A 25,608-nucleotide genomic window follows, 5' to 3' on the forward strand; every position below is an offset into this window, starting at 1 on the left:
TTGTTCGAACCCGGCCGCGTGCCGGGTTTTTTTGCCTGTGCGCCTAGAAAATCGTCTCCGTCCAGGATGGTGGCAGAATTGAGTGCAAGATCCGGCAAGTTATGCCGCGCGGTCGCACCTTCTACGTGAGCCACCATGACGATTCCCCCACGGCCCAAGACGCAGGCCATTACGACGCACGTCCCGGAACATCTGGTCGAGGGTTTTCTCGAGACCACCACCGAATTTCTAACGAATGCGCGCGGCGGCAAAACTGCCAGTCAGCGGGCGGCGGAATTGAGGGCGCAGGATAAGGACCAGGGGCTGGACTCGCTCGAGTATCTCCTACGCGTCGCCGAGAGCGACACAGGGCAATCGCCCGTCATCGCACGATTCCTGGCCGGCCTATACAACGGGACAGATTTTCCTTTCGACCTGACCGAGTTTCGGGCTCTGGATTCGGATTTGCTTGAGCACTGTCTCAACGTCTTGCGGCTCGATAGCCGGCCGGCGGTCGAGGTTCACCAATACTTCCCAGGCGGGCAGGTGCGGTGGCAGCGGATGATTGCGAGCTGGAATCTGGATAACCGCCCGAAACCTGCACCAGCGCCCATCGAGGTAGAGCGATATCAAGCGAGGTATGTGAGATACGCCGATTCGCCGGGTTATCGCGACGTGACGTTACTGGTCTCGCTGAACGACGATCCAAAGGCCGCGCCGGTCGAACTGCACTTTTCGGGCAAGGAATCGTTGGAGATGGCCAAAGACATCGTGGACTTGCATAGGCGGGCGTGGAACCGAGGGGCGCCGATCGACGCGAGGCACGGGGAGAAACGACCGATCTGGATCTAAATCGCCGCGCCCAAATTAAAAGACGGGGTGAATTCGAGAGCTTTAGCATCAAAGCGAGCTTGCTAACTCGGTATCTTCTGCATATCACCTGCGTCTCTGACGCATCGACCCAAGGCCGGACCTCGTTCGGCCATCATTTTTTCTGTTCAACCCTTCGGGAACCTCTCCCGACGGGGCAGGTTCCCTCCTTGGAGACCTGCATATGCAAACTGCTGTCGAGCAACAATCACCGGCTAGCACAGCACTCGTGATGGCTATGCCGTCGCTTAAGCAACCGACTTTGCCGCTGAAGGCTATTGTCGTGCGGCACAACCCCCGTAAGTACTTCGATCCGGCTGAGATGGCTGAAATGACGGCATCCGTGAAGGAAACGGGCGTCATTCAGCCGATCAGCGTGCGCGTGGATGCGGAAGGTGTCTTTATCCTGGTCGCGGGCGAACGGCGCTACAGAGCGGCAATGACCGCTTATGGCGAGGACTATGAAATCCCGATCACGTTGACGGAAGCGGATGAGATCGGAGCGAAGCAGCTTGCGCTAATCGAAAACGTGCAGCGTGCCAACATGGCGCCGTCCGAAGAAGCGGCTGCGGCTGCCGAACAAGTGGGCATCTGCAAAGGGGACCGCGAAGAGGCAGCACGCATCATTGGCTGGTCGCTCTCGACGCTTGAGGCGCGACTCGCACTGATGAACTGCAGCAATGCGGTGTTGGATGCGCTGAACACCCGGACGATCAAACTCGGTCATGCCGAACTGCTCGCCGCGCTTCCGAAGGAGACTCAGGACAAGCTTTTGCCTGTGATCATCAAGGAAGACAAGTCGATTCCCGAGATCAAGAAGACGATCGAACAAGTCGCATGCTCGCTCTCCGCGGCGATCTTCGACAAGACTGATTGCGCAGGTTGTCACCACAACTCGGCCAATCAGGGCGAGATGTTCGGTGAGTCGATCAGCACGGGCAACTGTACCAATCGCACCTGCTACAACGACAAGACCGAAAAGCAACTTGATTCGGTTTCGATGGGGTTGCGGGACGAATACCCGGCCGTGCGAATCGTACGCGCAGGTGACAACGAAACCCGCGTGCAGCTCGCCGTTGACGGCCCGAGAGGTGTCGGCGCCGAACAGGCGATCGCCTGCCATGCGTGCCAGAACTACGGCGCTGCGGTGAGCGGCTTGCCCGATTCGTTGGGTAAGGTCTACAAGGGCCAGTGCTTCGATACCGTCTGCAATATGAAGAAGGTCGGAGCGCGCCTGCAGGCTGAGAAAGCTGCGAGCCAGCAGCCGGCGTCACCGGCGGCCAAGGGCGCGGCTGCGGGCGGCAAACCGGCCGCGAAAACTGCTGGTGCCGCGTCGACGGCGTCGCCCTCGACCAATCCATCGGTCACCGTGGTGTCCGAGTCCGACAAGATGAAGACGTATCGGGTTGCGCTCTGGCGCAAGTCGCTGCGTCGGGAAGTCGGTAGAGATCCGGCCACGGCGCGTAAATACCTGATTGCCATTGTGCTGTCGGGTAACGCGCGCTGCATCGAGGACAAGACGTTTTCGGGCATCTGGGAAAAGATGACGGAAGAACGGATTCCCACGATGGACGTCGCGAAGTCGGTAGCGGCTGTACAGGCGGCGCCGGAAGACACGCTCGACAAAGCGATGGTGGGTATCGCCATTGCCGCCATCGAGGGGCTGGAAGTCAACTACCTGACGCAACTCTGCAAGCACCACGAGCTCGATCTGGGTCTGCACTGGAAGCTCTGCAAGGAGTTTCTGGAACTGATCACGAAATCGGAAATGATGGTGGTGGCCGATGAGCTCGGTATCCGCGCGGCGCTCGGCGAGACCTTTAAAAAAGTCTTCGCCAAACCGAAGTCGGAAGTCATCGACGCGCTGTTAGCCGTCAAGGGCTTCAGCTACGAGGGCAAGCTCCCGAAAGTTCTGAAATTCTGACCGCGCCTCGGCGCATCGAAAAGCAGTATCCCTTTTGTTTGGACCGTCCTTGGGCGGTCCTTTCTCTTTTATGGAGTTCCTATGTTTGTAGCACTCGAACCGCTGTTGAACACGTGCGAAAAGATCACGCTCACGCTGAAGAAAAAAGGCGATGAAATCGTGGTCTTCGTCATGCCGCAAGGCACGACAAAAGATGCTGCGATGCTGCAGCCGCTCGCGATGACTGCGAGCGCTGCAGAACTGGACGCGGCCTTTGTCGAACACCTCGCAGCCTATACCGGTGCTCACGCATCGTTAGCGGAACAGGTCGCGGTTACGACCGCGATCCTCGAGGCTGCCCAAAAGACGCAAGTCACCAAGGCAACCAAGACGCTGGGCAAGGGCGGCAGACCAGCGCTACCCGCGCCGAGCGCGTCATCTGAGAGTAGCGATGATGATTCCGACGCGGCTGAAGAAGGTGACCAGGACGATCAGCAAAGCAACGCTGTCGTGCCTCCGGCCGCCGTCGAAGAAGCCGCGCCGAAAGGCACCGACCTTTCCTCTCTTTTCGATTGAGGTGATTCATGACTATCTCCATTACCAAGCTGATCCGCGAATTCACCTACAACGGAATGACGTTTGTCGATCCGGGTGCTGCGTTCTCGCCTGACGACGTTCGTGATCTCTACTCCGCGCAGTATCCGGAGTTGACGACCGCGGCCATCGACGGGCCGGAATACAAGAGCGAGGTTGCCCATTTCAAATTCGTGCGTGCGGCCGGAGCGAAGGGCTCCGATGCGTAAGCGCGATCTACTCAAGGCTTTGTCCGATCCGGAAAAGGCCATAGGCAATGGTGAACCGCCCGGAAGGGCGGTTTTTTTTCATGACAAGGAGATGGAAACATGCTCTTCGATCCTGGGCAGGCTGATTCAGAAGTCCTTGTCGGCGAACAGTGTTGGCAACAGCGACGCATTGCGCTTGCCAAACGTCGATCTACCAATGATTTTTTAACGCTGCCAGCTATCGATACCGATGTGCAAACCAGAGCAGTGATGCGATGGAATGCGCAGGAACAGATTGGATCTCTCGTTACCGCGCAATTTGATGCGGGTGTCCTTCGTGCGCGTGACGTGCCCGGTTTCACGGGGGCGGGTCACGCGCTCGCGAATGGGTTCTTCGCGTGGGCCGAGCGACAGTGCAACGCCTGGCGTCGTCTGACGTTGAACCTCGTGCTGTGCGACGTCGCAGCGGTACAGGAGCAGATCCAGTACCAATACGATGCCAGCGGCTTCGATCCGTCATCCCCGTTGTATCTGGGAATGGAGGTGGGGGAGGACAACATCTATGAGATCGGCCCGAAAGCGGACGAACTACGGGCGGTTCACCCGCGTCTGGTTTCAACTGCAATCACGCTGATCAATCGGGCGGCTGGCCGTACGGTCTGGATCCGTACGCCGGACGAGTTCCTGGGCATATTTGCGTCCTGGCACTGGGACGGTGATACGCACGCGACTGACGAGGCCGCACTTGAATCGCTACGAGAGTGTTTCGGCGAAGAGGATTCCGAGCTGGAGCGCTACCTGCCATCTGTTGTGCGGCCGGAACTCTGCCCAGACGACATGGACGTCGTCGGCTGGGATTCGCGTCAACGGAAGTTCCGGCACTCGCATGCGCTGGGCATTGCTGCCTTGCGTCGTCTTCAACGATTAAAGGGCGGATGGATTCGACGTTTTTGTTTGGAACTCGAAGTCCTGACGCTATTGCTTCGTAAGGCCGGAAATCGCTGTTTGTTTGATACCACCTATCAACCGCAGGCAGCGTATGCGACCTGCACTTTGGTCGCTGACGATAACCCGCGGATCACAGAGTTGCTTGATGACCATTATGAACATATGGCATCCAGCAGCGAAGGCTCGACCTTTCTTGGATTTATCCCCTTTGCCACCACACCGGATGCCATCCGCGCGCAGTACGCGGACTGGGCACTCGGTTTTTCCATTCTGAATCAACTCGATCGCGTCCTTGAGATGCTGACCGATCACAAATGAGGTTTTGACATGAAAGGCTTGATTGTGAGCTCTGACCGTCGCGAGGAGATTGCGGCAACGAGCGCGATCCTTCTATACACGGGCCGAGACGGCAAAGTGGTCTACGGCACTGCGCATTCGGTTTCCCCGCGCGGGGACTCCAAGCGTGCAGCGATCGGCGCCGGTCGGCCGATTGACCGTGATGGGCTGCGTAAATGCTTGCTCGAGCTGTCCGAGAGCAACGCTCCGAAGGCGGAATTTTTGCCGGACTCCGTGCTGGGTGTAGGTCAAGACTCGATTACCTGGTGGTGTAGACCGGCGACGAGGCGTGTGTTTTTCGATTGCCCTGAACTTGGCAAACGAACGGCAATTACGTCGCATCCGGGTCTTGTGTTCCAGGCAGCAACGAACGGGTTTCGCGTATTCGCGCTGGAAGGTCTCGACCGGCCGACACCCGACACGAGGCTGTTCGAGCCGCCGTATTTCAACACCTGGGATCTCGGAAAGATCTGCATCGGCACGGCTCATGTGCCCAAGCGGATCGATGTCGCATCGATTGCCGGCTGGGAGAGCGGCTTTTTCGATTCGGCCTTTACTCATCCGAACGTTGGCGGCCAGCGTGTGAACTTTCCGAAGGGCATTTTCGCCTTCTGGAAAGCGATGCTGGACGGTAAGTACCGCACGACGTTTCCAAAAAAGACGCTCGTCCCCATGAAATTTACGCTCGGGCAGTTCATTGCCGGCACTAAAGGAGCTTGATATGAACGCAGCAGATATGGTGTTGCAGCGCTCGTTTCCGACTGTCATGGTGCCGCGCCGTGAGCCGGTGGCACCAATGCAGTCGATAGGCGAGCGGTTGTTGATCGCGCAGAACGGCGTGTTCCTCGAAATCAAGCAACCTTGGATTTCGTTGGTACGGCGCATTGCTGACTTCTCGGTACCGACCGCTATTCCTTACGGGCGAGTGGTGGAGCATACGGCGTTGCACTGCGGGCGTGTGCCTGATTTATTGGTTGCGGAGTTTGCTTCGATGGCACGCGCCGCGCATCCGATGGAAACCGGTGCGTGGATCGTCTGGAACGAGTCAACACGCCAGTTTCGTCTGGTCGCGGTGAAGATTCTTTCCCACACCGCGGGCTCGCTGAACTATGAGCGGCCCGAATTGGAGCCGGACGAAGTGCTGGTCGTGGATTGTCATTCCCACGGCAGGCACAAGGCGCATTTTTCGATAACTGACGACGAAGACGACAAGCACGACATCAAATTCGCACTTGTCATCGGCAATTGTTCGTCGCCCGTTCCAAGTTTCGCGCTTCGGATGTGTGCGAAGGGTGTGTTCGAAGATGTTGAGCGCGTGCCGTCAGCCTGGTACGAGCTGAGCATGGTCAAGGAGGCGGTATGAGCGGAGCAATCCGACATGCGCTGCCGACTTGCATGGTGCAAGGCGCATGGGAAGTTGTTGTGGTCGGTACGGGCGGGACGGGCAGTGCAGTTCTGCCCAGTCTCGCGCGGCTGCACCACGCCATGCTCGAGCTCGGTCATCCCGGGGGCATCAACTGTACCGTGTTTGATGACGATACCGTGAGTCCCACGAATGTGGGGCGTCAGGGGTTTTACCCGAACGATGTCGGCGAATACAAGGCATCGCTTATTGTCAACCGCTTGAACATGCTCATGGGCACGAACTGGCGGGCGGAGACTTCGCGCTTTACCACCAACGTGAACTGTCGAGACATCGACCTGATTATCGGTTGCGTCGACACGCGAGCGGCCCGACAAACGATCGTCAAGGCCGCCACGATGAGCGGTAACGGGTATTACCTTGATTGCGGCAACGACACCGACAAGGGACAAGTTGTGCTTGGTCAGTTGATGAACTCGGTGGCCGCCAAGAAATGTCTGGGCCGGCTGCCGCATGTCGGAGATCTGTTTCCGGATCTGGTTGACCCCTCTCTCGATGCGAAGGATGAAACGCCGTCCTGCTCGATGGCCGACGCGCTGCGCAAGCAATCGTTGGTCATCAATCAGGCGATCGCAGTCCAGGCGTTCAACATGCTCTGGACGATGTTCAGGACGGGCCACGTGCCGTTCTCAGGCGTGTTCGTGAACCTCGCGACGGGGCGCACGAATCCCATTCCCTGTGACCCTGTTACTTGGGCGCGTTTTGGCTATGAAGCGCCAAAGCTTCCCGAGAAAAAAGCGCGCAAAAGTCGCAAGACGAAGGCCGCTGCTTAAGTAGATGTGCAGTCCGAAGCCGGCTCCCGAAAGGGGCCGGCTTTTTTAATCTCGCGGGTACGCAGCCCGTGAGGGGCTGTGCCGCAACTTTTTTGGGAGCAAAAAATGGGTGCAACTGTTTTGACGGGTAAGCGGGCTGGCGCGTTTCAACGAGGTAATGGCGAGTGGATCTTCGCGTTGTTCGAGAGGACGTACGATAAGAACTGCTATCCGCATCGAGACCACTGGTCTGGGATTACGATCGGCAATTATGCGAGCGTGATGCGACGGGTTTTTCGGCACGCCAGATCCTGCGAAGGCGGCATGCTGCAGTCCAGGTCGGGTGGGATTCGATCTGAACACTATATCGAGGCCTGGCGGCAGGAACTGGCGAGGCCCATGGTGCTGAATGATCGCGAAATCGATCTGCGGGTGGGCGAGACGTTTGGTGCTCCCATTCCTAAGAAGGCACTCGATGACGTCCGGCTGTGTCTTGCCAACGCGGGCCAGCATAGCCGTTTCGATGCACTGGTTGCCGGAGGCTTGTCCGTTTCGTTGTTTGCGGACATCGATCTGCTCATCGCGCTGTACGGCGAGGAGGGACCGTTTAGCTTGTGGCGGGTGCTTTCGGTGGACGATTGTGGTCCGGTGTCGATCAGCGCATCGGTGCCTCGTTTGTTGCCTGCCGCGAAAGTCATGGACCAGATGCCTGATCTCCGTTGCCATGCGATCGACGGTGACAGTCGTTTAGTGTCATTTGACGGGCAACCGTGGCATCACGCCGGTTGGCAGTACAGCGCTGTCGGATCTTTCATAACAGAGGTCGCGTACAGGCTTGAGATGGTCCATCCCGGCTTTGCCAAGCGAGCCATCCCTGAATATCGGGACACGCTTCGCAAGGCATCTCCGGTACCGCCTGATACGAAGCTGACCGTTTCGCGCGCGCCGGAGGGTGTCGACAAGTGGCGGTTGAGCACGGCAGACGAGATCGCTCAAGGACTGGGTCTTGTCAGCGAGGGCGAAGACGCACCCGCCACCTTCTCTTTCGAGTTCAGTGCGATCACCGGAGAAAACCCACGATCAAATCTTTACAGTTTGGGCCGCTTGGCTCGCGAACAGGTCAAGTGGGAGGTGCCGCAGACATCCGAAGTTTCGCCCGGCGCCGACGAAACCGACGCTTCAATGGGCAGCCAGCAGTTGGCGCTCGTTCTTCCCTAGCCGTGCAGCACCATCCGCTTTAGAGCAACGCCACCCCTGACCGGGTGGCTTTTTTTTCGTGTTCGACTGGTGGACAGCATGTCCGCCGGGTACGACCTCAGAAGGCGAAGGCAGCCTGCTCATGAGACCGATTGAACGGCGGCTGCGGGATGGCACGGTCCGCGAGAAGCGCATCGTATCGATCAAGGATGGTGTCTGCATCGGTATGCCGCGCATCCAGGCCGATCAGATTTGAAATCCGCGAACGCACGCCTGCGAGTAACGTTGCTTCGTCCCGGCTCGGTCGGCAAGTTGGCCAGCCGGCCGTGAACAGCAGGTGCGCGGGGATCGTGGCTTCGATAGCCTGCCGTTGAGCGGCGGTAAGTTTGGCTTGTTCGACGGCCGTTTGCAGCGTGTCGGACAGCAGATGCGGAGCGACATCGGCGAGCCACCGGTTTCCTTGAAACGCGAACGTTGACTGTGCCTCGAGCTCGACCATAGCTCGGTACACGTCGTGGTTGTCTGCGCACCCGGCGGCGGCTCTCAGATCGTCCAGGGAACTCATGATGCAGAAACAGCAGGAAACGCGCGTTGCTCCGTAGCGTGTGTACGCCTCGTGCGGTTCAAGGCCGGCTGCGGCGATTTCTGCAAATACGTCTTCGATGGGCCAATCAATAATCGCGTTCCATGCCACGCCCGTCTTACCCTTGCGCGTGAGGGCGGCGAGCGGCGCTGCGACGGGCATTTTGCTGCGAGCGGCACTCTCCTGCCGTCAAGTCACATCTTCGACAAACCGTGAAAGTGTTACAGGCCTTGTTGCATCGACGGATTCATGCAGGTAACACTTTAAATGTGTCTTGCCTTGCAATTTTTCGAGTTTTCCGCTGCCAGCTTTGGGGAGTGTTCCCTCACCATTCGATGGTGCAATGTGCCGTGACCGGCTCGAACCGATCCTCAACAGCCAATCCCTCCGCTTTCGATTTCGATCGGTTCGAGGCTGACAAGTGACGTTCGCAACTGGAGCGCGAAAAATCAGAAACACGTCGTAATACCAGTGACGATCAAAATCCGGCGACGCCGTCCATGCTGAATTTTCCGCACGCCAGTGTCGGCACCCGTAGTCTCGACACCATCGGTTTACCATCCCGTTTGATACTTCCCATTTCGTCCGCTTCCTAACAGAATCACATTTGCGTTGCCGCTCGCGTGTGCCCTGGAAACGATCATGGAGAAGCCCATGAATGACAACCCGCAAGGCTCCCTGGATCGTGGTGGGAAATTGCGCCGAGGCATCCTGAGGCCAGTAGCGGCGGTTGGCCGTTGGCTGGACCGGGTCGACCCCGGCACGCACCGTCGAATCAAGGGGTTGCGGCTCGTGACGGCGTACGGCATCGCGGCTGCACTCGGGACGTTGCAGGATATTGCCCACAGCGTACCCAGCAGCATCTCGCTGGGTTATCTTGCTGGAAGCTTCGCACTCTGGGCGAGCGTGTCGGAGGGAAAAACGACGCGCGCTGAGTCGAGCCGTGATCTCGTGCTGCTGAGTTTTGCCGCCGCGTCAGGCGCTGGCCTGTTCGTGGTTTTTTCCCAGCCGTTGCAAGTTGCGGGTCGGGCGGGACCGGAACTGATTCTCCTGACCGGCGCGTTTCTGGTCGGATATCTCAAACGATTCGGCATCCTGGGCGCCGGAGTCGGATCGCAAATCTATATTGGAGAATTGCTCGCATACGGCGCGCGTCTGACGATTAATGATCTGTGGGCTATTGGGATTGCGGCGTTCATCGCCGCCCTGGCGTCGGTGGTGCCACGCGTGCTAAGCGGCCCCGCAGAGCGGCCTGTCGCGACAGCGGCGCTCGCTGCCGGACCAGCACCCGCTCCTGGGAGGTGCTCGCCGGAGTTCTTCATGGGACTGCAGGCGGCCATCGGCGCTTTGGTCATCGTCGCCCTGAACGGCTTGATTGGTCTTGAGGAGTCTGCCTGGGCAATCACCGCATGTACCTACGTCGTCGCAGGTTCGGCGACCGGCACGATACATCGTGTGCGTCGCCGGATTCTCGGTACGCTGATTGGCGTTCCGATCGGTCTTGCCTGCCTGCCGGTTGCAGAGCATGCGCCGCTGCTGATCTGGACTGCAGCCGCACTCGCGATGGTCATATATGCAATGGCCTTGCCAGAGCGTTACGACATCGCCTGCGCGGCGTTCGCTTTCACGTTGATCGTGACACTTGCGGCAAGTGGTGTGCACTCAGTCCCCCTGCTCGCAGCACGCGCCTGGGAAACGCTTCTCGGCGGGTCACTCGGCCTGGTTGCCGCCATGACCATTTTTCCGCTCCGATCTTCGGGTCCCGGCGAATAGGCCGCGACCAGGCCCGAATCTATCTGAACGCGACGGCGCCAACGATACATACTGCCAGCCCGTGCTGGGGGTCACCGAACGCAAACGCTGCCGGAAAGGTCATGGCCTCATTGCTGCGACCACTACACGATCGCCTGGCATCGATCTCGACAGTCTCGACGAACGTCTGCAATGGCCTGACCTTTTGTCATCCAACGCGATCCCGCGGGTGTCGGTTCCTGGCCGATCGCCGTCTGCTAGAGATCGTTGGCACGCGACCCAATTCGCGTCTGTCAGATTTCTACAAACCGGCCATTCGATCGTCGTGCAGTGCAGTGGTTATCGGTCCCATCGCGAGAAAGGTAACACTCCTACGCCAATCGCAGATCCCACAATGCATCGAGTACATGTTGCGTGGACCGATCGACGTGCCCCGTGCGATGCGCAATGCCGAGCCGACGCCACAACGCAGGACGCAGCGGACGCATGCCAATGCGGCTGTCGGGTAACGGCGTCGTGGCCTCGTGAGGTAACAGCGCCGCGCCATAACCTGCCGCTACCAGACTCTTGATCGCATCGTTGTAATTGAGCTGAATGCGCGGCGCAGGATGATGCCCCCCGGTTGCAAACCACTCCGCGGTCAGACGTGCGAGACGCGTGGTCGCATCATTAAGAATGAGAGGGCGAGCGGCGAGCCATTCAGGCGTAATGCGAGCCGGACAGGGCCAATGCGCCGGCATAAAAGCCATCACGGGATCGCGGCGCCAAGGCTTTATCACGAGTCCCGCCGCCGGAGGCTGAGGCAATGCGACCAGCCCAACATCCAACGTTCCATCCGCCAATCGGGTTAGCGTTTCATGCGAGGTTAGAACCGCGATTTGAATATCGATGGCGGGATGGTGCTCACGCAGCACTTCGAGCGCCTGAGGCAACAGGTGCGCAATCGCGCCGGTCGACGCACCGAGCCGAACGCGTCCGACAAGCCCTTGCACCTGGCGGTGAACATCGTCTAACGCCTGTTCCGCGTCGGCCAGCAGGCGACGCGCGCGCTCGACCAATAACTCGCCTGTTGCCGACGGCCGAACATGGCCGCGCTTGCGCGACAGGAGCGGAGCCCCGATACGCTCTTCCAGTTCGGCGATGTGGAGGCTGACCGTTGGGGGCGCCAGATGCAACGCACGCGCCGCGTCGGCGAATGAGCCACGGTCGGCAATAGCGACCAGAGTGCGCAAACGGTCCAGGCTGATCTCTCGCATGTCGGGCCCCAGAATCAGAAAAACTGAATGTTCAAGTTATGAAATTCAACTTTCGCTATTCTAGCGGGGCGCGGAACATAGCACGCTCGTTCTACCTGTTGTCATTCAGTTACCGGAGTATCCCGCGCATGAACTCTCCCATTGTTTTCATTGACGGCGACCAAGGCACCACCGGGTTGCAAATTCACGAACGGCTTCGCGGCCGGACCGACCTGAGACTCGTCACGCTTCCCGCGGCGGAGCGCAAGGATTCCAAGCGTCGCGCCGAAGCGATCAACGCCTGCGACATCGCCATCCTCTGCCTGCCTGATGCCGCCGCGCGCGAGGCTGTGGATGCCATTGCTAATCCTGCCGTCAGAGTAATCGACGCCAGTTCCGCCCACCGCACCCAGCCGGACTGGACATACGGCTTTCCTGAAATGACTCCGGGACAGGCTGAGCGCATTGCGACCGCGCGTCGGGTCACCAACCCAGGTTGCTATCCAACTGGTGCAATCGGCCTGCTGCGTCCGCTGCTACAGGCCGGCCTTATTCCAGAGAACCACTCGATCAGCATTTACGCGGTGTCTGGTTACTCGGGACGCGGGCGTGCCGGCGTGGAAGAACACGAGGGGCCGGGTGCTGCCAACGCATCGTCGTACCAGGTATATGGACTCGAACTCGCGCACAAGCACACCCCGGAGATCCAGCAGCACGCCGGACTCGCGCAGCGTCCGATCTTCGTCCCTACTTATGGTGCGTTCCGTCAGGGCATCGTGTTGACGGTGCCCTTGGATCTGCGGCTGCTGACACGCGGCGTAGACGGCGTCACGTTACACGCGTGCCTCGGCCGCCACTATGCCGAGGCGGCCCGCGTCCACGTCTTGCCGCTGCATGAATCGTGCGTTTTAAAGCATTTGGATCCACAGGTACTGAACGGTACGGACAATATGCGCTTGAGCGTATTTCCTAACATGGAACACGGGCACGTCTTGCTATCCGCAGTTTTCGATAATCTCGGCAAGGGCGCAGCCGGCGCAGCGGTTCAGAACCTGAACCTGATGCTTGCGCGATAATAATGTCCGATGGCTTTCGGTGACAGACATGGCGGATTCTAAGATCCTACTACGCGTGGCGTTGCGTGATGATGCACGGTGCATCGCAAGGCTGCACACCCAAAGTTGGCAGGCGGCCTACCGTGAAATCCTCCCTGCTGCGTACCTACGTGAAAACGTCCCGGCCGAGCATGCCTCGCATTGGGAGAACTATATGCTGCAGCCAGCAGTAGCGCGAGGCCTCGTCATGTTGGCGGAGCTTAATGGAACAGCAATTGGCTTCGTCAGTGTCGAGAAGGTTGAAGGCTCGCCCCACGGAACATTACTTGACTGCCTACATGTGCTCGCCATCCATCAAGGACGCGGAGCAGGACAGCTCATGATTGACGCGGCACGCGAGTGGACGAAGGAACAAAATCAGAATCTGATGCATCTTTACGTACTCGACGCAAACGCTCCTGCGATCGCCTTCTACGAGCGGAATGGTTGGCGATTTGCAGGGATTGAAGCCGGTTACATCGACGCTACACCAGTGATCGACCGTCGATACGTTATTGACGTATAGATTGTCGGCGGTTTGGGTGCATTTCGTAACGGTCCGTTATTGGCCGACCGCGGGAGTTCGTCGCATGCGCTGCTCGCCACTGATCGCGTCAATTTGCGTGCTTCCTTTGCCGACCCTGAGCAGCCCTTGACGTACCCACGAGGCTCATGGCTGCTTCCAATGCAAACCAGTCATCAACATGTCCTTTGCCAGGTGTTGGCAGACTTCCGGCGGACGGTGGCAGTTGAAGCGCTATGAGCAGTAATAGCCCAGTCACGTTCATACGCACGGTTATGTGTCAATAGCGGGAAAACGGCCGGGCAATTCAAGTTGAGCTGTGGCAAACACTTTTAGATTGCCATATCCTTGCCGCCGCTCACGCCAATCGCAACTGCGGCATGCGAGGCAAGCAACGCGTCGACGTCTGGAGACCGCGCGACGGTCCTGACTGACGCACCGACGGGAGTGGAGCGGTTAAACAAGCGAGATACATCGATGGGCTGGAGCATTTTGCTGGACAAGGAAGATGACGATTCATCTTCGCAGGCTCTACGCGAAGTCAAGCCTGCACCCAGCGTATGCGCGGTGTTCCGGCGCGCCGTTCTTCAAATATGTGGTGGATAAAGGCGGAAAGAACACCGTGCCGATCCGACCATTCGGCTGATGCGTATCGGAACCGGCGGGTTCTGGAAGGTCTGAAAGACGCGGCTATACTCTACTTACTCTCTCAGGTTTGGCTCTTCCCCCCGGAGTCGGACCCTTAACGCCGTTGGCAACATCGGCGTTTTTTTTAGTCTTTAGAAAACCAGTTCAACCCGCGCTTGCTGGAACATGCTGTAGATGAACGAGGGCAGGCCACTTAAGCCTGTCGCGGCTTCGACCGACACTGCGCCCTCGTTGGGAGGGATGTTGCTGCGGCTCATGAGGCCGAGCAACGATTCCAAGGGCCAGCGGGCGAGCAAGCTCAAATCACAAAGCGTTTCTTCTTCGATGTCGCGTAGCAGATGCCACGTTAGATCGGCGTCTGCCGCCCGATATCGCTCGACAATTACTCGCGCCACGCGTTTTACGTCAGCGATGAGGGCTGCTTGGCCCAACTCCAGCGCTTCCACTTCGTTATCCGTCATCTTGATAATTCCGTCGCTTTTATACTGTTTGTGACCGCAGTATAAAAGTCATCCATGAACGGCGCAGATATGGTCCGGCTCTGTCGGGGAAAGGGTGGACATCAGGAGCCGTGCAGTGCGCGGCAGGTGGCCATCAGCGCCCGCGCGCAAAAGCCATAGCGAATTTCTGATCTTTCCGGCGAGCAGTGCGCCTTCTGCCCCGTAGACTCTCCTCATTCCCCGCGCTTCTAGTGTAGTGCTTCGTTTTTCTTGGAACCAAGGCGACGGTTGGCGCGAATGACTTTCTGCAAGATATCGTTGGCCTTGGCAGTCCACACGAATGGTTTGGGATCCTTGTTATGCACGGCAATGTACTCCTTGATAGCGAGGACGAGATCGGGAAGGCAGCGAAACACGCCACGGCGCAAACGTTCGGTGGTGATATCGCGAAAGAAGCGCTCCACCATGTTTAGCCACGATGCGGAGGTCGGCGTGAAATGCACGGTGATGCGAGGATGTTTCGCGAGCCACTCCTTGACCTTCGGGTGCTTGTGGGTGGCATAGTTATCGCAGATCAAATGCAGCTCTTTTCCCTTGGGAGTCTCACGCTCGATTTGGCGCAAGAAGTCGAGCCATTCGCTGTGACGATGGTGCTGATCACAGCGGGCGATGACAGAACCATCGAGGGTATTGAGCGCCGCGAACAGGGTCGTGGTGCCGTGACGCTTGTAGTCATGAGTCTGGGTGGCCGCACGGCCTCTCTTCAAGGGCAGTCCGGGCTGAGTACGGTCGAGCGCCTGCACCTGGCTCTTCTCGTCGCAGCACAGCACCAAAGCATGCTCGGGCGGGGACATGTACAGGCCCACGATGTCCTCGAGCTTCTCGGCGAACAACGGATCCCGCGAGATTTTGAAGCTGTCGACCAGGTGAGGTTTGAGGCCGTTGGCCTGCCAGATTCGCAGCACCGTGGTGTCGCTGACGCCGGCCTTCCTGGCGAGCGTGCGCGTGCTCCAGTGTGTCGCAGCTTCGGGCGTGGTCTGCGTCGTCAGGCGCACGATCTCAGCTCTATCGACGCGTGGTTTGCGCCCACTGCGCGGCAGATCATCTTCTATCGCCACGACGCCGCCCTGAACAAAGCGTTCGCGCCAGCGACCCACCTGGACCCGCCCGATCCCCAACGCGGCGGCGATCTCCCGATTGCCCATACCATCGGCCGCCAACAGCACGATCTGCGCTCGTCGCACTGCTCTTACCTCGAGGGTTTGCGATCTCACCATCCTCTCAAGCTCGATACGTTGTTTGCTGCTCAATTCAATCGGTCTCGCCGTCTTCATGACTCGCTCCATCGTCGGTACAAAGAGCATGACAACGGCAAAACCTAATGGTTCCGTTAATTCAGCAGCACCACACTAGCGCATCGATCCAGGCAGTTCCAGCATGCTGGACGCTTGATTTTTCTCTCTCAGGCTGTTCCCCGGACAGTCTTTTAAGACGGGCAAATTCGTTTGCCCGTCTCTTTTCCATCCCCGTGGGAGTTTTCCCACTCGGGACGACTCCCGTTTCTATCGGAGTCGTCATGCTTGTCACTTTGAAACATGCCTACAACAGCTTGCTCTGGTACATCGAGCAGGATGCCGAGGCATACACAATCTTGCTCGGCGGCGGCAGTTTCATCGCCGCTGTCGTAAGCCTCGCAGTGCTCAACGCAAGCTGATCACTGCATTTTCTCGCCGTGGTTCGATTTAATCCCTTTGGGGCAACCAGCCCCTACGGACTGATTGCCCTTTTCTATTCGAGGCAATCATGTTCAAGGTTCTCTTCAGCATTCTTCTTCTCTCGATCCTGACCGGATGCGCTTCGGCTGACTTCGGTTCGCCGAATGTCTACCAGCGCTATGACGTTCAACGCGTTGGCCAGATGGAGCAAGCAACCATCGTTCGCGTGCGCGCAATCACGATCGAGAGCAATTCCGATTCGTCGGGTGTCACGTCGCTACTCTCCGCCGCTGTCGGCGCGTTTCTCGGCTCACAAACCATTGGCAACGGTACCGGTCGCTATGTCGCCGGCGCTCTATCCGGCACGGTGACCGGCGTCGTTGCACAACGCGTCGGCTCCTACATGTCCCGCCATTCGGGGATTGAAGTCTTCCTGCGCAAAGACAGTGGCCAAATCATTGTCGTGAGCCAGGTCGATGACCAGCAGTTCGCCCCCGGCGAGCGCGTGTATCTCGTCAACAGCAATTCGGGTTATCGCATCACGCATTAATCCGGTTTTTGTACTGATCCACAGCGACGTCCTCGGGCGTCGTTTCATTTTCTTCCCTTGCGGGGCAGTTCCCGCAAGGGACCTGCCTCGTCTTCACGAGGTATCGCATGAAAATCCCGAAGGTCTTTTACGCCGACCGTACCAGCGCTTCTGCCGGTACGAATGCGGTGCTCCACAAGCATGCAAGCCGCATGCTCCGGCGGGTCGCACACGACCTGCGCCTGAACAAACGCGACCATGAGATTTTGGTGGAACCGGCAAGACGCAACGCTTCGAGCCGCGTCAGGCTGAGAACCGACAGCCTTTTCGTGGACGTCATCGACAAACCCTGTCGCCAGGGTGTAGCGCTGAGTTTTCGTACGCGTCGCGGCCGCTCGGATTTATCGGGTGGAGGCGATAACTACGTGGCGTTTGAGCAAATTGAATCGGCATATGGCTATCGAGCGTTTCTCGACGGTCTGCGGCTCGCCGGCGGCATCGCTCCTGACAACGGAGGCCGCTGATGAAGCTCGTCAGGGTCAAGGTCGAGTACTCGTGCGGGTTGACGTTACTCGAGCGCGCGTCGCTTGAGGTCGGTACGGGGGAAGTCCATCTACCTCCCCGTCTGATCGGATTGATGGCGAAAATGCGAGACACCGAAGTTTTTCCGATCGTAAGCGTTGAGCACAACGGACATGTGCTGTCCGCAATCGTTTCTGAAACCGGCACGGCCGTCGCAACTATCCCGGAGAAATCTGGGTCCGGCATGCGCCGGTTGTTGCACGCGATCACGTTCCCGACGAAGGATCAGCGGCAGCAAAATGGGCGGTTTTTGCATACGCTTGCAGCAGCGTCGATCGGCGGTGCGGTGGGCTATTCGCACTCCGCGGCGTCATGGGATCTGCAAACGATAATCGGGACTGCAAGCCTAGCTGGGCTTGGAGTACTATTGTGGTATGCGGGTTTTGAAGCAATGAAAGGAGATTAGGCCATGGGTGCGACGATTTTTACTTTGGTGTTGGGCGTGTCCATCGCGGCGTTCTTCCTTTGGACTAGCCACAACGGACAAAAGGCCGATCGCGAACGCGACTGGAATTGAACAACTGATATACGGCGTGCGGTAACCCGCACGCTCAACTAGCTAAGGCTGCACCTTCGGGTGTGGCCTTTTTTTGTTTACGCGCTTCGGCGCGTTTCTTCGTTTTGGAGGCTCGAATGAACGCAGTAATCGATGCAGGCCATCTACCGCAGGGTGTTTCGGCAGATGGCAAGGTGGACCTCAAGGCGGTGGCGAGGCTCGATCTGGAAGGCAAAACGGTCGATCAGGTCTACTCGGCGCTGTCCTCGTTTCTTCGCAAAACCGAGCTGGAGCCGGAATGGATATCTCCCGCGAATCTCATGAACGATCCTGACGAAGGCGCTTCCGGCGCCCGTCACAGCAGACCGTGGCCAGAGCGCCTGGTGCGCGACCGGATTTCGGTATCGGTCTGTATCGGGACTTCAGAGGGGTGGATCGTTCACGTCGACTGGATCTACCGGGGTGCCACGCATGACCCCATCAACTTCAACTATTCGGTCATGCCGCTGCTCCGCGCAAAGGTATTTTCTTCTGATCACGCGTGGAAGCTGGCGCGCTTGTTCGCTCACCAGCTCGACGTAGCCTGATCTGTTTTTCGACAAATTTTGATGCCGTCAGGCATCTCAACCCTTGCCGGGCATTCGACCCGACAGGGAACGATTGCCCGCACTTATCCGAGGCAATCGTCATGTACCACGTTTCTACCGTTGGTTTTTCGCGCTCCCTTTGTACGCTTCTGGATGTATTGTGGCTGTTTAGAAACGATGCGCATTTTGCGCATCTCGAGGCGGCCGACGTCAGTCTGAGTCACGCCGGCCAGCCAATACACGTCACGAAGTTCAACGGACAGCTTACCGTGCGCGTGTCGGGCGCAATGCGGGATATCTTCCTCGCATTGATCGACGAAATCGACGGGCAGTATTTTCGCCCGTACGGTAGCCAACTCCAGCCGTGGCAGATCCGCCGGCCGCACTGGAAATTGTTGTATTTCGCGTTCGAGCTTTCAACCGAGCCGTTGTACCTGTTCTCATCCGACCAAGTCTGCGATTCAGCGGACGCACAGATGGCCGGACGCACGCCGAGCCTCTCGGAGACATGTCAGGCTGAGGCACTTGCCCGTTTCGGCTTCGGCGCCGCCGGACCCGTCTATGGGGACTCCGGTCAGCACAACAGCCGCCACGAAGTCCATCTTGCATACGCGTTGGCGGCCGGGCTGCCCGTGCCTCTGGACGTGTTGAGCGACTACACGGCAGAAATGCAGCAGAAGTTGGTCGACATTCCCTGGGCGATACCGCTGCTTGAAGTGCCAGAGTTGCGCGGCGCCGTACCGGTTGCGAAGCTTCGCCCGCTCGCGAGCGTCGTGCGGCATTCGGGGAAGAAAATCACTTCGGAAAACGCTGCGTTGCTGGCGATGGTGACGCGGCTCCTTCCCAACGAGCCGACAACGGTCCAGGTCGATGATCTTCTGTATCGACATGGGTTGCTCGATGCGCAGCCGTTACCGGATGCGTATAGCAAACCGGTCGACATTGGCGAGCCAGTCTCCGCGTTCGCAACGGTGATCAGGCGTGTCATGGCCGATGAGAGAAGAGACGCCACGTTCAGCCGATTGGATCTGGAACGGGCGGATGGCCGGATCAGCCAGCGCTACTACGAGCTGCACCGTGCGATGGCCGCGTTGGACCACGGTTGCGGCACCTTCCAGTACGCCAATGATTTCGCCCGTGCACTCGAGAACGGCGACATGCAAATGTTGCTTGATATCGTGGACCGTCCCGATGATCAGAATCGGTGGACCAAGATGGCCATTCGCGAGCATTTCGGCATGAAACTGATTGGCCTGAAAGCCGCGGCGCGCCGCAGGGCGATTTTTGCCTTGGCGGGCATGAGCGAGTCGCAGCAATCGCAATGGGAGGAGGGCACGAAGCAATCCCGTGCGGCCGCCTGGATGGAACGCGAAGCGGATCGGGCGAAAGCCCGCGCTGCTAAGGCACGCTACCGTAATGGCACGCAAGTCATTTCAGGCGCGCAACACGTCGAGCTGTCGATCGCGAGCGGTTTCACCGAGATCGGGCGCTTCTGGCAAGGCGCAAGCTGTCGCTATTACCTGAAGAACGCACAGGTACGGGGCGCTCTGCGGTATCTGCGCGCCGGCGACGGCACGCTGGCGTACGCGCAATCACTCTTGTCTAAACAGTCGCAACAATCGACTTAGGCTAGATCTTTAACCAACCCCGGCGCTCGCGAGCGCTGGGGTTTTTTCTTGGCGTCGCGCAAACCCTGCGGCGGAAAGCTACCCCAAAAAAGCGACGTTTAGCCGGCTTCCCTCGCAGCCGATCTCCCTACACTCGATTCATTACCCGCGTCATTGACGCATCGACCTACCGAGCAACGTATCCGTTCGCTCGTCTACTACTCGCCCCACAGGGACCACGTCCCTCTGGGCGCTGGCTTTGTGGGGCTTTCTTTTTAAGGAAACCACCATGCAAGTCACGCCTTCCCAACTGACCGAACTGCTATCGCTCTTCGTCCCGCGAGGCCTACCGGTGCTCATTACCGGCAGACCCGGCATCGGCAAGAGCGACATTGTCGAAAAGGTCGCGCAATTGACCAATCACGAGCTGCTGATCAGCCATCCGGTCGTCGAAGATCCCACTGAATCGAAAGGCTTGCCGTTTCCGTCTCCGGACGGCAGAACGGCCAAGTTCCTCCCATTCGGGCACCTTGAGCATGCGCTGAACGCCAGACGCCCGCTCATTTGGTTCCTGGATGACCTTGGGCAGGCTTCGCAGGCCGTTCAGGCCGCAAAGATGCAGTTGCTGCTCGCCAGACGCGTGGGCGAGCATGCGCTGCCTCCAAACGTCACATTTCTGGCCGCCACCAACCGCAGAACGGATAACGCCGGCGTCTCGGGAATTCTTGACCCGGTGATTTCGCGTTTTGCGACCGTGGTCGAGCTTGCTCCAAGTATCGACGACTGGGCTGCGTGGGCCGTGGAGGCGAGTTTTCCGCCCGAACTCATCGCATTCCTGCGTTTCCGTCCAGATCTGCTGTCGGTGCAAAAGACGTCGCGCGATATCGAGAACACGCCGAGTCCCCGCAGTTGGGGGTTCGTCGCGAAAACGATGCCGTTCTTGCCTGAGCCGCTCAAGCACATTTCGTTCGCGGGTTCCGTGGGCGAAGGCGCCGCAACGGAGTTCATCAGTTTCCTGCAGATCTTCCGCGAATTACCGTCACCGGCCGCTGTCTTGCTGGCACCCGATACGGCGCGCATTCCCGAAAGCCTGGCCGCGCTGTATGCAATTAGCGCGGCGCTCGCCGCGCACGCGACGGAGGCGAACTTCGATCGCGTGATGATTTATGTCGAACGTCTCATTGCCGGCGGCAACAGTGAATTCGCCACGTTGCTGGTTCGCGACTCGGTGCGTCGCGCGCCGGGAATCCAAAACTCTTACGCGTTCATACGCGCTCAGAGTGGCTCGCTCGGTGAAATCATCCGCGGCGAATAAGCCGCTTCAGCTTTTCTCATTTTTCTTCGAGGCGAAACGCGTATCACCGCGTCTTCGCTTCTCTTCGTTGTGCCCCTTCCTGCCTTACCCAACCCCTTTTTATTCGGAGTTTCTATGAACACGTCTATTCAATCGAAAGTGATGTTGTGCTCGGTCACGATCTCCTCGTGGGTCGCTCGGCGCTTTGACGGCAAAGTGACCGAAGAGGTCGAGAAAACGCACCACGCCAAAGGTCTGGGCCGATTCAACAAACGGCTTTTGCCTGAGCACGCACCAAGCTTTGCCGAAGTGCTGGCGATCGGCGGCAGAATGCGCTCGTATTTCTATGCCCACACGCTTCAATACGATCAACTGGGCGTGCGGCTGCTGCCGACGATGATCTACATGGATTTCGCCGCCAAGATGCGGGCGCTCAAAGATGAGTTTGATCTTGCTGTCTCAGTCTTCCTGACGGACTACCTGGACCTCAAGGAACGGGCGCGCTCCGAGCTGAACGGACTCTTCAACGAGGCCGATTATCCGAGCCTCGCGGAGATGAGCAAGAAGTTCGGCGTGAAGATGGCTGTCCTGCCGTTTCCGGACGCAAGCCAGTTTGGTGTTGACCTGCCTGACGACGTGCTCTCGACCTTGCGCGGCGAACTGGATCAGCATGTTCTCGCATCGATCTCGACCGCGAACGAGGACCTGGTCGGCCGGCTGTACGAAGCTGTTTCGCAGATGGCCTCGCGGCTGTATGCGAGTGGCAATGTGCGGCTGGACGTGGCCAACAACGTGCGGGAGTTGTGCGCGTTGCTGCCGAAGCTAAACTTTTCCAACGATCCGAAGCTCACGCACATTCTCGATCAGGCCAAGACGCATCTGGCCGTGCATACGGGCGCAGATCTGAAGGAATCGTCGGTGCTGCGTTCTCAGGTGGCCAACAAGGCGCATGAGATCGAAGGGTTGATGGCGGCCTTCATGGGCATGTCACCGCCGTCTTTAGATATCGAGTCGGATCATCTGCCGCAACAGCAACTCAAGCTCGTCGCTTAAGGGAGAAACGCCATGCAACGCATCTTTGCAACGTTTCACCCGCAGGTTTGGGTGAACAACTACGCGGTCGATGTTGATCCCGAAGGCGAGTGCGATTTCGACGTGACTGAGCATTTTGTCAGTCTCGGCGAGAAAGCGGCAAGGGCAGTGCGGGACTACGACGATTCGTCGGACGCCCTTGCTGCTCTCCCACAAGCGCCGGAGTGGGTCCGAAACTGGACCGGTTCGTTCTTCGTCACGGTAGAGGAATCGTCGCGAGACTATTTCGACATGCTTCAGGTTGCGTGGGATTGGGCATGACTATCGATCCTCGTATCACGAAGCAACGCAGAGAACTGGTGCTCTCGCAGCCGTTTTTTGGAGCGCTGGTTCTTCGTCTGAATGTGGTCGAGGATCGTTCCTGCGAGACGTTTTGGGTGGACGGCGTAGACCTGGGTTACAACCCGGATTACCTCGCTACCCTGAACGATCTTGAGCTTCGGGGCGTGCTTGCGCACGAAGTCCTCCACGTGGCCAATGGCCATACGTGGCGGATGGGCGCGCGAGACCTGGAGCGATGGAACGATGCTGGTGACTATGCGATCAATCCTCTCGTCCTGTCGGCCGGAATGCTGTTGCCAAAGGGCGTGTTGCTTGATTCCCGCTTCTTGGGCAAGTCAGCCGAAGAGATTTACGGTCAACTCACGCAGGAGGCCAAGCAGGCGGCTAAGAAGGAGCAGTCCTCTCAGAATGGGAAGCCGGGCAATAGCGGTGACGCAGGCGGGCCGGGGCCGCAAAGCCCCGCTCAATCAGCTTCACCTACAACGTCCGGCCAATCCGGTTCATCGGGTGCGCCTGGTGCGTCGAGTCCGTCGTGCGGCGAAGTTCGCCCGTATGCCGGGGCGGACCTGCCAACGAAGGAAGCGGAGTGGAAGATTGCCGTGATCCAGGCCGCGAAAGCAGCCCAGATGCACGGCAAGCTTCCGGGCGACCTGCAGGCGATGGTGGGCGAAGCGGTACGCCCGGCTGTGGACTGGCGTGCGGTGCTGCAACGTTTTGCGCAGCAATCAACGCCAGAAGACTACAGCTTCGCCATGCCCAATCGCCGGTATCTGCACCTGGGGCTCTATTTGCCCTCGTTGCATTCGCCGGCGATTGCCGATGCTGTCTTCGTGCGCGATTCCAGCGGCTCTGTATTCGATGAGACGCAAGCGCAGTTCGACGCGGAGATCCTGACGGTGTTTTATTCGTTGCGTCCGGCGCGCCTGGTCGTGATGGACTGCGATACACGCGTGACGCAGGTGCAAATCTTCGAGCGGGGGGACTCGCCGGAGTTGCTCCCAGTGCGCGGTGGTGGCGGGACGGCGTTTGCAGCGCCGTTTGAGCGGGTCATCGCTGACGGGATCGATCCAGCCTTTCTGGTCTATCTGACAGACATGAACGGGAAGTTCCCGGCGGCGATACCGCATTACCCAGTGCTGTGGGCGTCTACAACGCCGCTTGCGCGGGCGAAGAAAGCCCCTTTCGGGGAGTGTGTCGAAGTGATTTGCTAGTCGGGGAACGCATTGGGCGTCTTCCCATCCCTTGAATCCAAACCCGGCCTCGTGCCGGGTTTGGTCGTTTACGCGCGTTCGCTCTATGAAACCCTGCCACGTCGCCCGCCCGCGTGAGCGCCGAAAGCTATACGTTTTTCGCGAGCTTTCCGGGTTTTGCCCTCCAACATGTTGGAGCCTGGCGAATGCGCCGGTGAGTTGCGGTGCAAAACGATCCGGTCGCACGGCATCCGCTATTTTGAAAGATGCGCGATTTAGCGGGTCTTTCAGAGCGCTGACCCTGAAGCGAAACCCTAACAATAGCTCCATGTTAGAGACCGCCGATGGGCCCCATGACCGCTGAGAATTCGATCCTCAAACTGCGTCCGCTCGAGGCGAACGCCGTGAAGATGTTTTTTCAGTCTCTCTCGGTACTGAAGACGCAGCTCGACGCGCCCGACACCGCAGAAATCATGGTGAACAACTACAAGGACATCTTCGTTGAACATCGCGGAAAGATGGAGCGGCTGGATCTTGAACTGAACCCCGCCACGCTCGAGGGTGCCATCAGGTCGCTCGCATCGTCAGTGGAGAAGAGCGCGTCTGCCGGTACGAGCCAGGGCATCATCAACGCGGGCCACAATAACCTGCGTATCGCAGCAGTGATGAGCCCGACCGCGATAGACGGTCACGCACTCAGCATCCGCAAGCACAGTGATTCGAAGCTCGAACTCGAAGATTACTGTGCGATGGGCGCCTTTTCCGCCGCGAACGCGCGCCCGGAAGTCGCAGACGTGGTGCCGTTCGAGGAGGGCATCGAAAACGAAGCGCTCATGCGGGCGATTATCGCGGTTGTCGAGACCCGAAAGAACGTACTCATCGCAGGCGGTACGTCCGCGGGTAAGACAACGTTACTCAACGCGATGCTGAGCAGAATCCCCCACTCCGAACGCACGATCACCATCGAAGACACGATGGAGCTAAAGGTGCGCGTGCCCAATCGCGTCAGGTTGCTCTCAAACCCTGACAAGAACGTCACGATGAAGCTGCTGGTCGCGCTGTGTCTTCGCATGCGCCCCGACCGCGTCGTCATCGGCGAAGTGCGCGGTGGCGAGGCCTACGACCTGCTGCAAGCGCTGAACACCGGCCACGACGGTGGCTTCGCCTCGATTCACTCGAATAACGGCAGGACCGCTCTCAGCCGTCTGGAAAGTCTCGCGATGTTGGGAGTCCCAGAAGGCTCCCAGTGGAGCTTTGACATCCTTCGCAAGATGATTGCCGACTGCTTTCACTACGTCATCCACATGCGCCGGTCCGGCGCGCTGCGGCATATCTCCGAGATCCTGGAGATCCGCGGAGTCACCAACGGCGAATACATCCTCAAGCGTGTTTTTTAAATGGAGCTGGAAATGAAGAAAGGAATTAATCGGGCCAACCGAGTGGCGCGTCGCTTGCGCCCTGGTATGCCGATGCTCATCGGGGCGCTGCTGAGCGGCATGTCGACCGCAGCATTCGCAGTTGCTGGCGATTACTCGAGCTTAACGAGTGTCACCGACATCATCTGCACGATCAGCAACCTGATCAGCGGCCCGTATCTTTACGGCATCGGCATCATCCTGATCGTCGTGGGCGCGATCGCGATTGCCAACTCTGAAGGCACGCTGGCCAAGTTCTTTTCGATCGTGCTGATGGGTATCGGCATCGCAGCCGCTGCCATTCCGATCATGCGCGATCACATGAAGATCACGGTCGCCTGCTAGGTCGGAGAA

The 25,608-nt window shown here is 58.7% G+C and carries 28 protein-coding genes; 24 read left to right on the forward strand and 4 right to left on the reverse strand.

All coding sequences use genetic code 11. The features are described 5' to 3' along the window. The first annotated feature begins 135 nt into the window (after positions 1–135). The 9 genes from HB376_RS25745 to HB376_RS25785 all read left to right on the forward strand — a co-directional run bounded on the left by HB376_RS25745 (position 136) and on the right by HB376_RS25785 (position 8,211). On the forward strand, positions 136–831 hold the full coding sequence (locus HB376_RS25745; RefSeq protein WP_213766552.1) for a hypothetical protein: 696 nt from the start codon (positions 136–138) through the stop codon (positions 829–831). 256 nt (positions 832–1,087) lie between these two features. Continuing rightward, positions 1,088–2,773: a PRTRC system ParB family protein gene (locus tag HB376_RS25750; protein ID WP_213766611.1), complete on the forward strand. Its 1,686-nt coding sequence runs from the start codon at positions 1,088–1,090 to the stop codon at positions 2,771–2,773. An 81-nt stretch (positions 2,774–2,854) separates the two neighbouring features. After that, positions 2,855–3,328 carry a PRTRC system protein E gene (locus HB376_RS25755; protein WP_213766553.1) on the forward strand — a complete coding sequence of 158 codons (474 nt, stop codon included), beginning with the start codon at positions 2,855–2,857 and terminating at the stop codon, positions 3,326–3,328. An 8-nt stretch (positions 3,329–3,336) separates the two neighbouring features. Then, the gene (locus tag HB376_RS25760) at positions 3,337–3,555 is read left to right on the forward strand and encodes a PRTRC system protein C (RefSeq protein WP_213766554.1); all 219 of its coding nucleotides are present in this window, start codon (positions 3,337–3,339) and stop codon (positions 3,553–3,555) included. A 99-nt stretch (positions 3,556–3,654) separates the two neighbouring features. Then, on the forward strand, positions 3,655–4,800 hold the full coding sequence (locus HB376_RS25765) for a PRTRC system protein F (RefSeq protein WP_213766555.1): 1,146 nt from the start codon (positions 3,655–3,657) through the stop codon (positions 4,798–4,800). 9 nt (positions 4,801–4,809) lie between these two features. Beyond that, on the forward strand, positions 4,810–5,538 hold the full coding sequence (locus tag HB376_RS25770) for a PRTRC system protein B (protein ID WP_213766556.1): 729 nt from the start codon (positions 4,810–4,812) through the stop codon (positions 5,536–5,538). Position 5,539: 1 nt separating this feature from the next. Beyond that, on the forward strand, positions 5,540–6,181 hold the full coding sequence (locus HB376_RS25775) for a PRTRC system protein A (RefSeq protein WP_213766557.1): 642 nt from the start codon (positions 5,540–5,542) through the stop codon (positions 6,179–6,181). After that, the gene (locus tag HB376_RS25780; RefSeq protein WP_213766558.1) at positions 6,178–7,014 is read left to right on the forward strand and encodes a PRTRC system ThiF family protein; all 837 of its coding nucleotides are present in this window, start codon (positions 6,178–6,180) and stop codon (positions 7,012–7,014) included. The genes HB376_RS25775 and HB376_RS25780 overlap by 4 nt, the downstream gene beginning before the upstream one ends. Before the next feature lie 105 nt (positions 7,015–7,119). Beyond that, a complete protein-coding gene (locus tag HB376_RS25785) occupies positions 7,120–8,211 on the forward strand; it encodes a hypothetical protein (protein ID WP_213766559.1) in 1,092 nt (363 codons plus the stop codon). A gap of 97 nt (positions 8,212–8,308) precedes the next feature. On the opposite strand, the gene HB376_RS25790 is transcribed toward HB376_RS25785, so the two are convergent. Continuing rightward, positions 8,309–8,935, reverse strand: a complete 627-nt coding sequence (locus HB376_RS25790; protein ID WP_213766560.1) for a hypothetical protein — start codon at positions 8,933–8,935, stop codon at positions 8,309–8,311. 492 nt (positions 8,936–9,427) lie between these two features. Between HB376_RS25790 and HB376_RS25795 the strand changes: the two genes are divergently transcribed. Further along, positions 9,428–10,546, forward strand: coding sequence for an FUSC family protein (locus HB376_RS25795; RefSeq protein ID WP_213766561.1), 1,119 nt, complete (start codon positions 9,428–9,430; stop codon positions 10,544–10,546). A gap of 350 nt (positions 10,547–10,896) precedes the next feature. Here HB376_RS25795 and HB376_RS25800 read toward each other — a convergent pair whose 3' ends face one another. Beyond that, positions 10,897–11,781, reverse strand: coding sequence for a LysR family transcriptional regulator (locus tag HB376_RS25800; RefSeq protein WP_213766562.1), 885 nt, complete (start codon positions 11,779–11,781; stop codon positions 10,897–10,899). Positions 11,782–11,909: 128 nt separating this feature from the next. Between HB376_RS25800 and argC the strand changes: the two genes are divergently transcribed. Further along, a complete protein-coding gene (argC, locus tag HB376_RS25805; protein ID WP_213766563.1) occupies positions 11,910–12,836 on the forward strand; it encodes an N-acetyl-gamma-glutamyl-phosphate reductase in 927 nt (308 codons plus the stop codon). Positions 12,837–12,864: 28 nt separating this feature from the next. After that, the gene (locus HB376_RS25810; protein WP_213766564.1) at positions 12,865–13,380 is read left to right on the forward strand and encodes a GNAT family N-acetyltransferase; all 516 of its coding nucleotides are present in this window, start codon (positions 12,865–12,867) and stop codon (positions 13,378–13,380) included. 776 nt (positions 13,381–14,156) lie between these two features. Here HB376_RS25810 and HB376_RS25815 read toward each other — a convergent pair. Then, the gene (locus HB376_RS25815) at positions 14,157–14,486 is read right to left on the reverse strand and encodes a hypothetical protein (RefSeq protein WP_213766565.1); all 330 of its coding nucleotides are present in this window, start codon (positions 14,484–14,486) and stop codon (positions 14,157–14,159) included. A gap of 227 nt (positions 14,487–14,713) precedes the next feature. Further along, positions 14,714–15,799, reverse strand: a complete 1,086-nt coding sequence (locus HB376_RS25820; RefSeq protein ID WP_213766566.1) for an IS630 family transposase — start codon at positions 15,797–15,799, stop codon at positions 14,714–14,716. A gap of 242 nt (positions 15,800–16,041) precedes the next feature. Between HB376_RS25820 and HB376_RS25825 the strand changes: the two genes are divergently transcribed. The 12 genes from HB376_RS25825 to HB376_RS25880 all read left to right on the forward strand — a co-directional run bounded on the left by HB376_RS25825 (position 16,042) and on the right by HB376_RS25880 (position 25,599). Continuing rightward, positions 16,042–16,179 carry a hypothetical protein gene (locus HB376_RS25825; RefSeq protein WP_213766567.1) on the forward strand — a complete coding sequence of 46 codons (138 nt, stop codon included), beginning with the start codon at positions 16,042–16,044 and terminating at the stop codon, positions 16,177–16,179. A gap of 89 nt (positions 16,180–16,268) precedes the next feature. Continuing rightward, positions 16,269–16,730: a hypothetical protein gene (locus HB376_RS25830; RefSeq protein ID WP_213766568.1), complete on the forward strand. Its 462-nt coding sequence runs from the start codon at positions 16,269–16,271 to the stop codon at positions 16,728–16,730. Positions 16,731–16,837: 107 nt separating this feature from the next. After that, on the forward strand, positions 16,838–17,233 hold the full coding sequence (locus HB376_RS25835) for a hypothetical protein (protein ID WP_213766569.1): 396 nt from the start codon (positions 16,838–16,840) through the stop codon (positions 17,231–17,233). Further along, positions 17,233–17,697 (forward strand): hypothetical protein, encoded by a 465-nt coding sequence (locus HB376_RS25840; RefSeq protein ID WP_213766570.1) that lies wholly within the window; start codon positions 17,233–17,235, stop codon positions 17,695–17,697. The genes HB376_RS25835 and HB376_RS25840 overlap by 1 nt, the downstream gene beginning before the upstream one ends. Before the next feature lie 227 nt (positions 17,698–17,924). Beyond that, positions 17,925–18,374 (forward strand): hypothetical protein, encoded by a 450-nt coding sequence (locus HB376_RS25845; protein ID WP_213766571.1) that lies wholly within the window; start codon positions 17,925–17,927, stop codon positions 18,372–18,374. 101 nt (positions 18,375–18,475) lie between these two features. Continuing rightward, complete coding sequence (locus HB376_RS25850; protein WP_213766572.1) at positions 18,476–20,002, forward strand: hypothetical protein; 1,527 nt, start codon at positions 18,476–18,478, stop codon at positions 20,000–20,002. A 268-nt stretch (positions 20,003–20,270) separates the two neighbouring features. Further along, a complete protein-coding gene (locus HB376_RS25855) occupies positions 20,271–21,296 on the forward strand; it encodes an ATP-binding protein (RefSeq protein ID WP_213766573.1) in 1,026 nt (341 codons plus the stop codon). Positions 21,297–21,410: 114 nt separating this feature from the next. Next, on the forward strand, positions 21,411–22,328 hold the full coding sequence (locus tag HB376_RS25860) for a hypothetical protein (RefSeq protein WP_213766574.1): 918 nt from the start codon (positions 21,411–21,413) through the stop codon (positions 22,326–22,328). 12 nt (positions 22,329–22,340) lie between these two features. Further along, a complete protein-coding gene (locus tag HB376_RS25865) occupies positions 22,341–22,628 on the forward strand; it encodes a hypothetical protein (RefSeq protein ID WP_213766575.1) in 288 nt (95 codons plus the stop codon). Between the two features lie 2 nt (positions 22,629–22,630). After that, a complete protein-coding gene (locus tag HB376_RS25870) occupies positions 22,631–23,860 on the forward strand; it encodes a VWA-like domain-containing protein (protein ID WP_213766612.1) in 1,230 nt (409 codons plus the stop codon). A gap of 332 nt (positions 23,861–24,192) precedes the next feature. Next, on the forward strand, positions 24,193–25,236 hold the full coding sequence (locus HB376_RS25875) for an ATPase, T2SS/T4P/T4SS family (RefSeq protein ID WP_213766576.1): 1,044 nt from the start codon (positions 24,193–24,195) through the stop codon (positions 25,234–25,236). Then, positions 25,237–25,599, forward strand: coding sequence for a TrbC/VirB2 family protein (locus HB376_RS25880; RefSeq protein WP_255631575.1), 363 nt, complete (start codon positions 25,237–25,239; stop codon positions 25,597–25,599). The last annotated feature ends 9 nt before the right edge of the window (positions 25,600–25,608 follow it).

Origin of the sequence: Caballeronia sp. dw_19 (genome assembly GCF_018449515.1) — a bacterium.
Classification (GTDB): Bacteria; Pseudomonadota; Gammaproteobacteria; order Burkholderiales; family Burkholderiaceae; genus Caballeronia.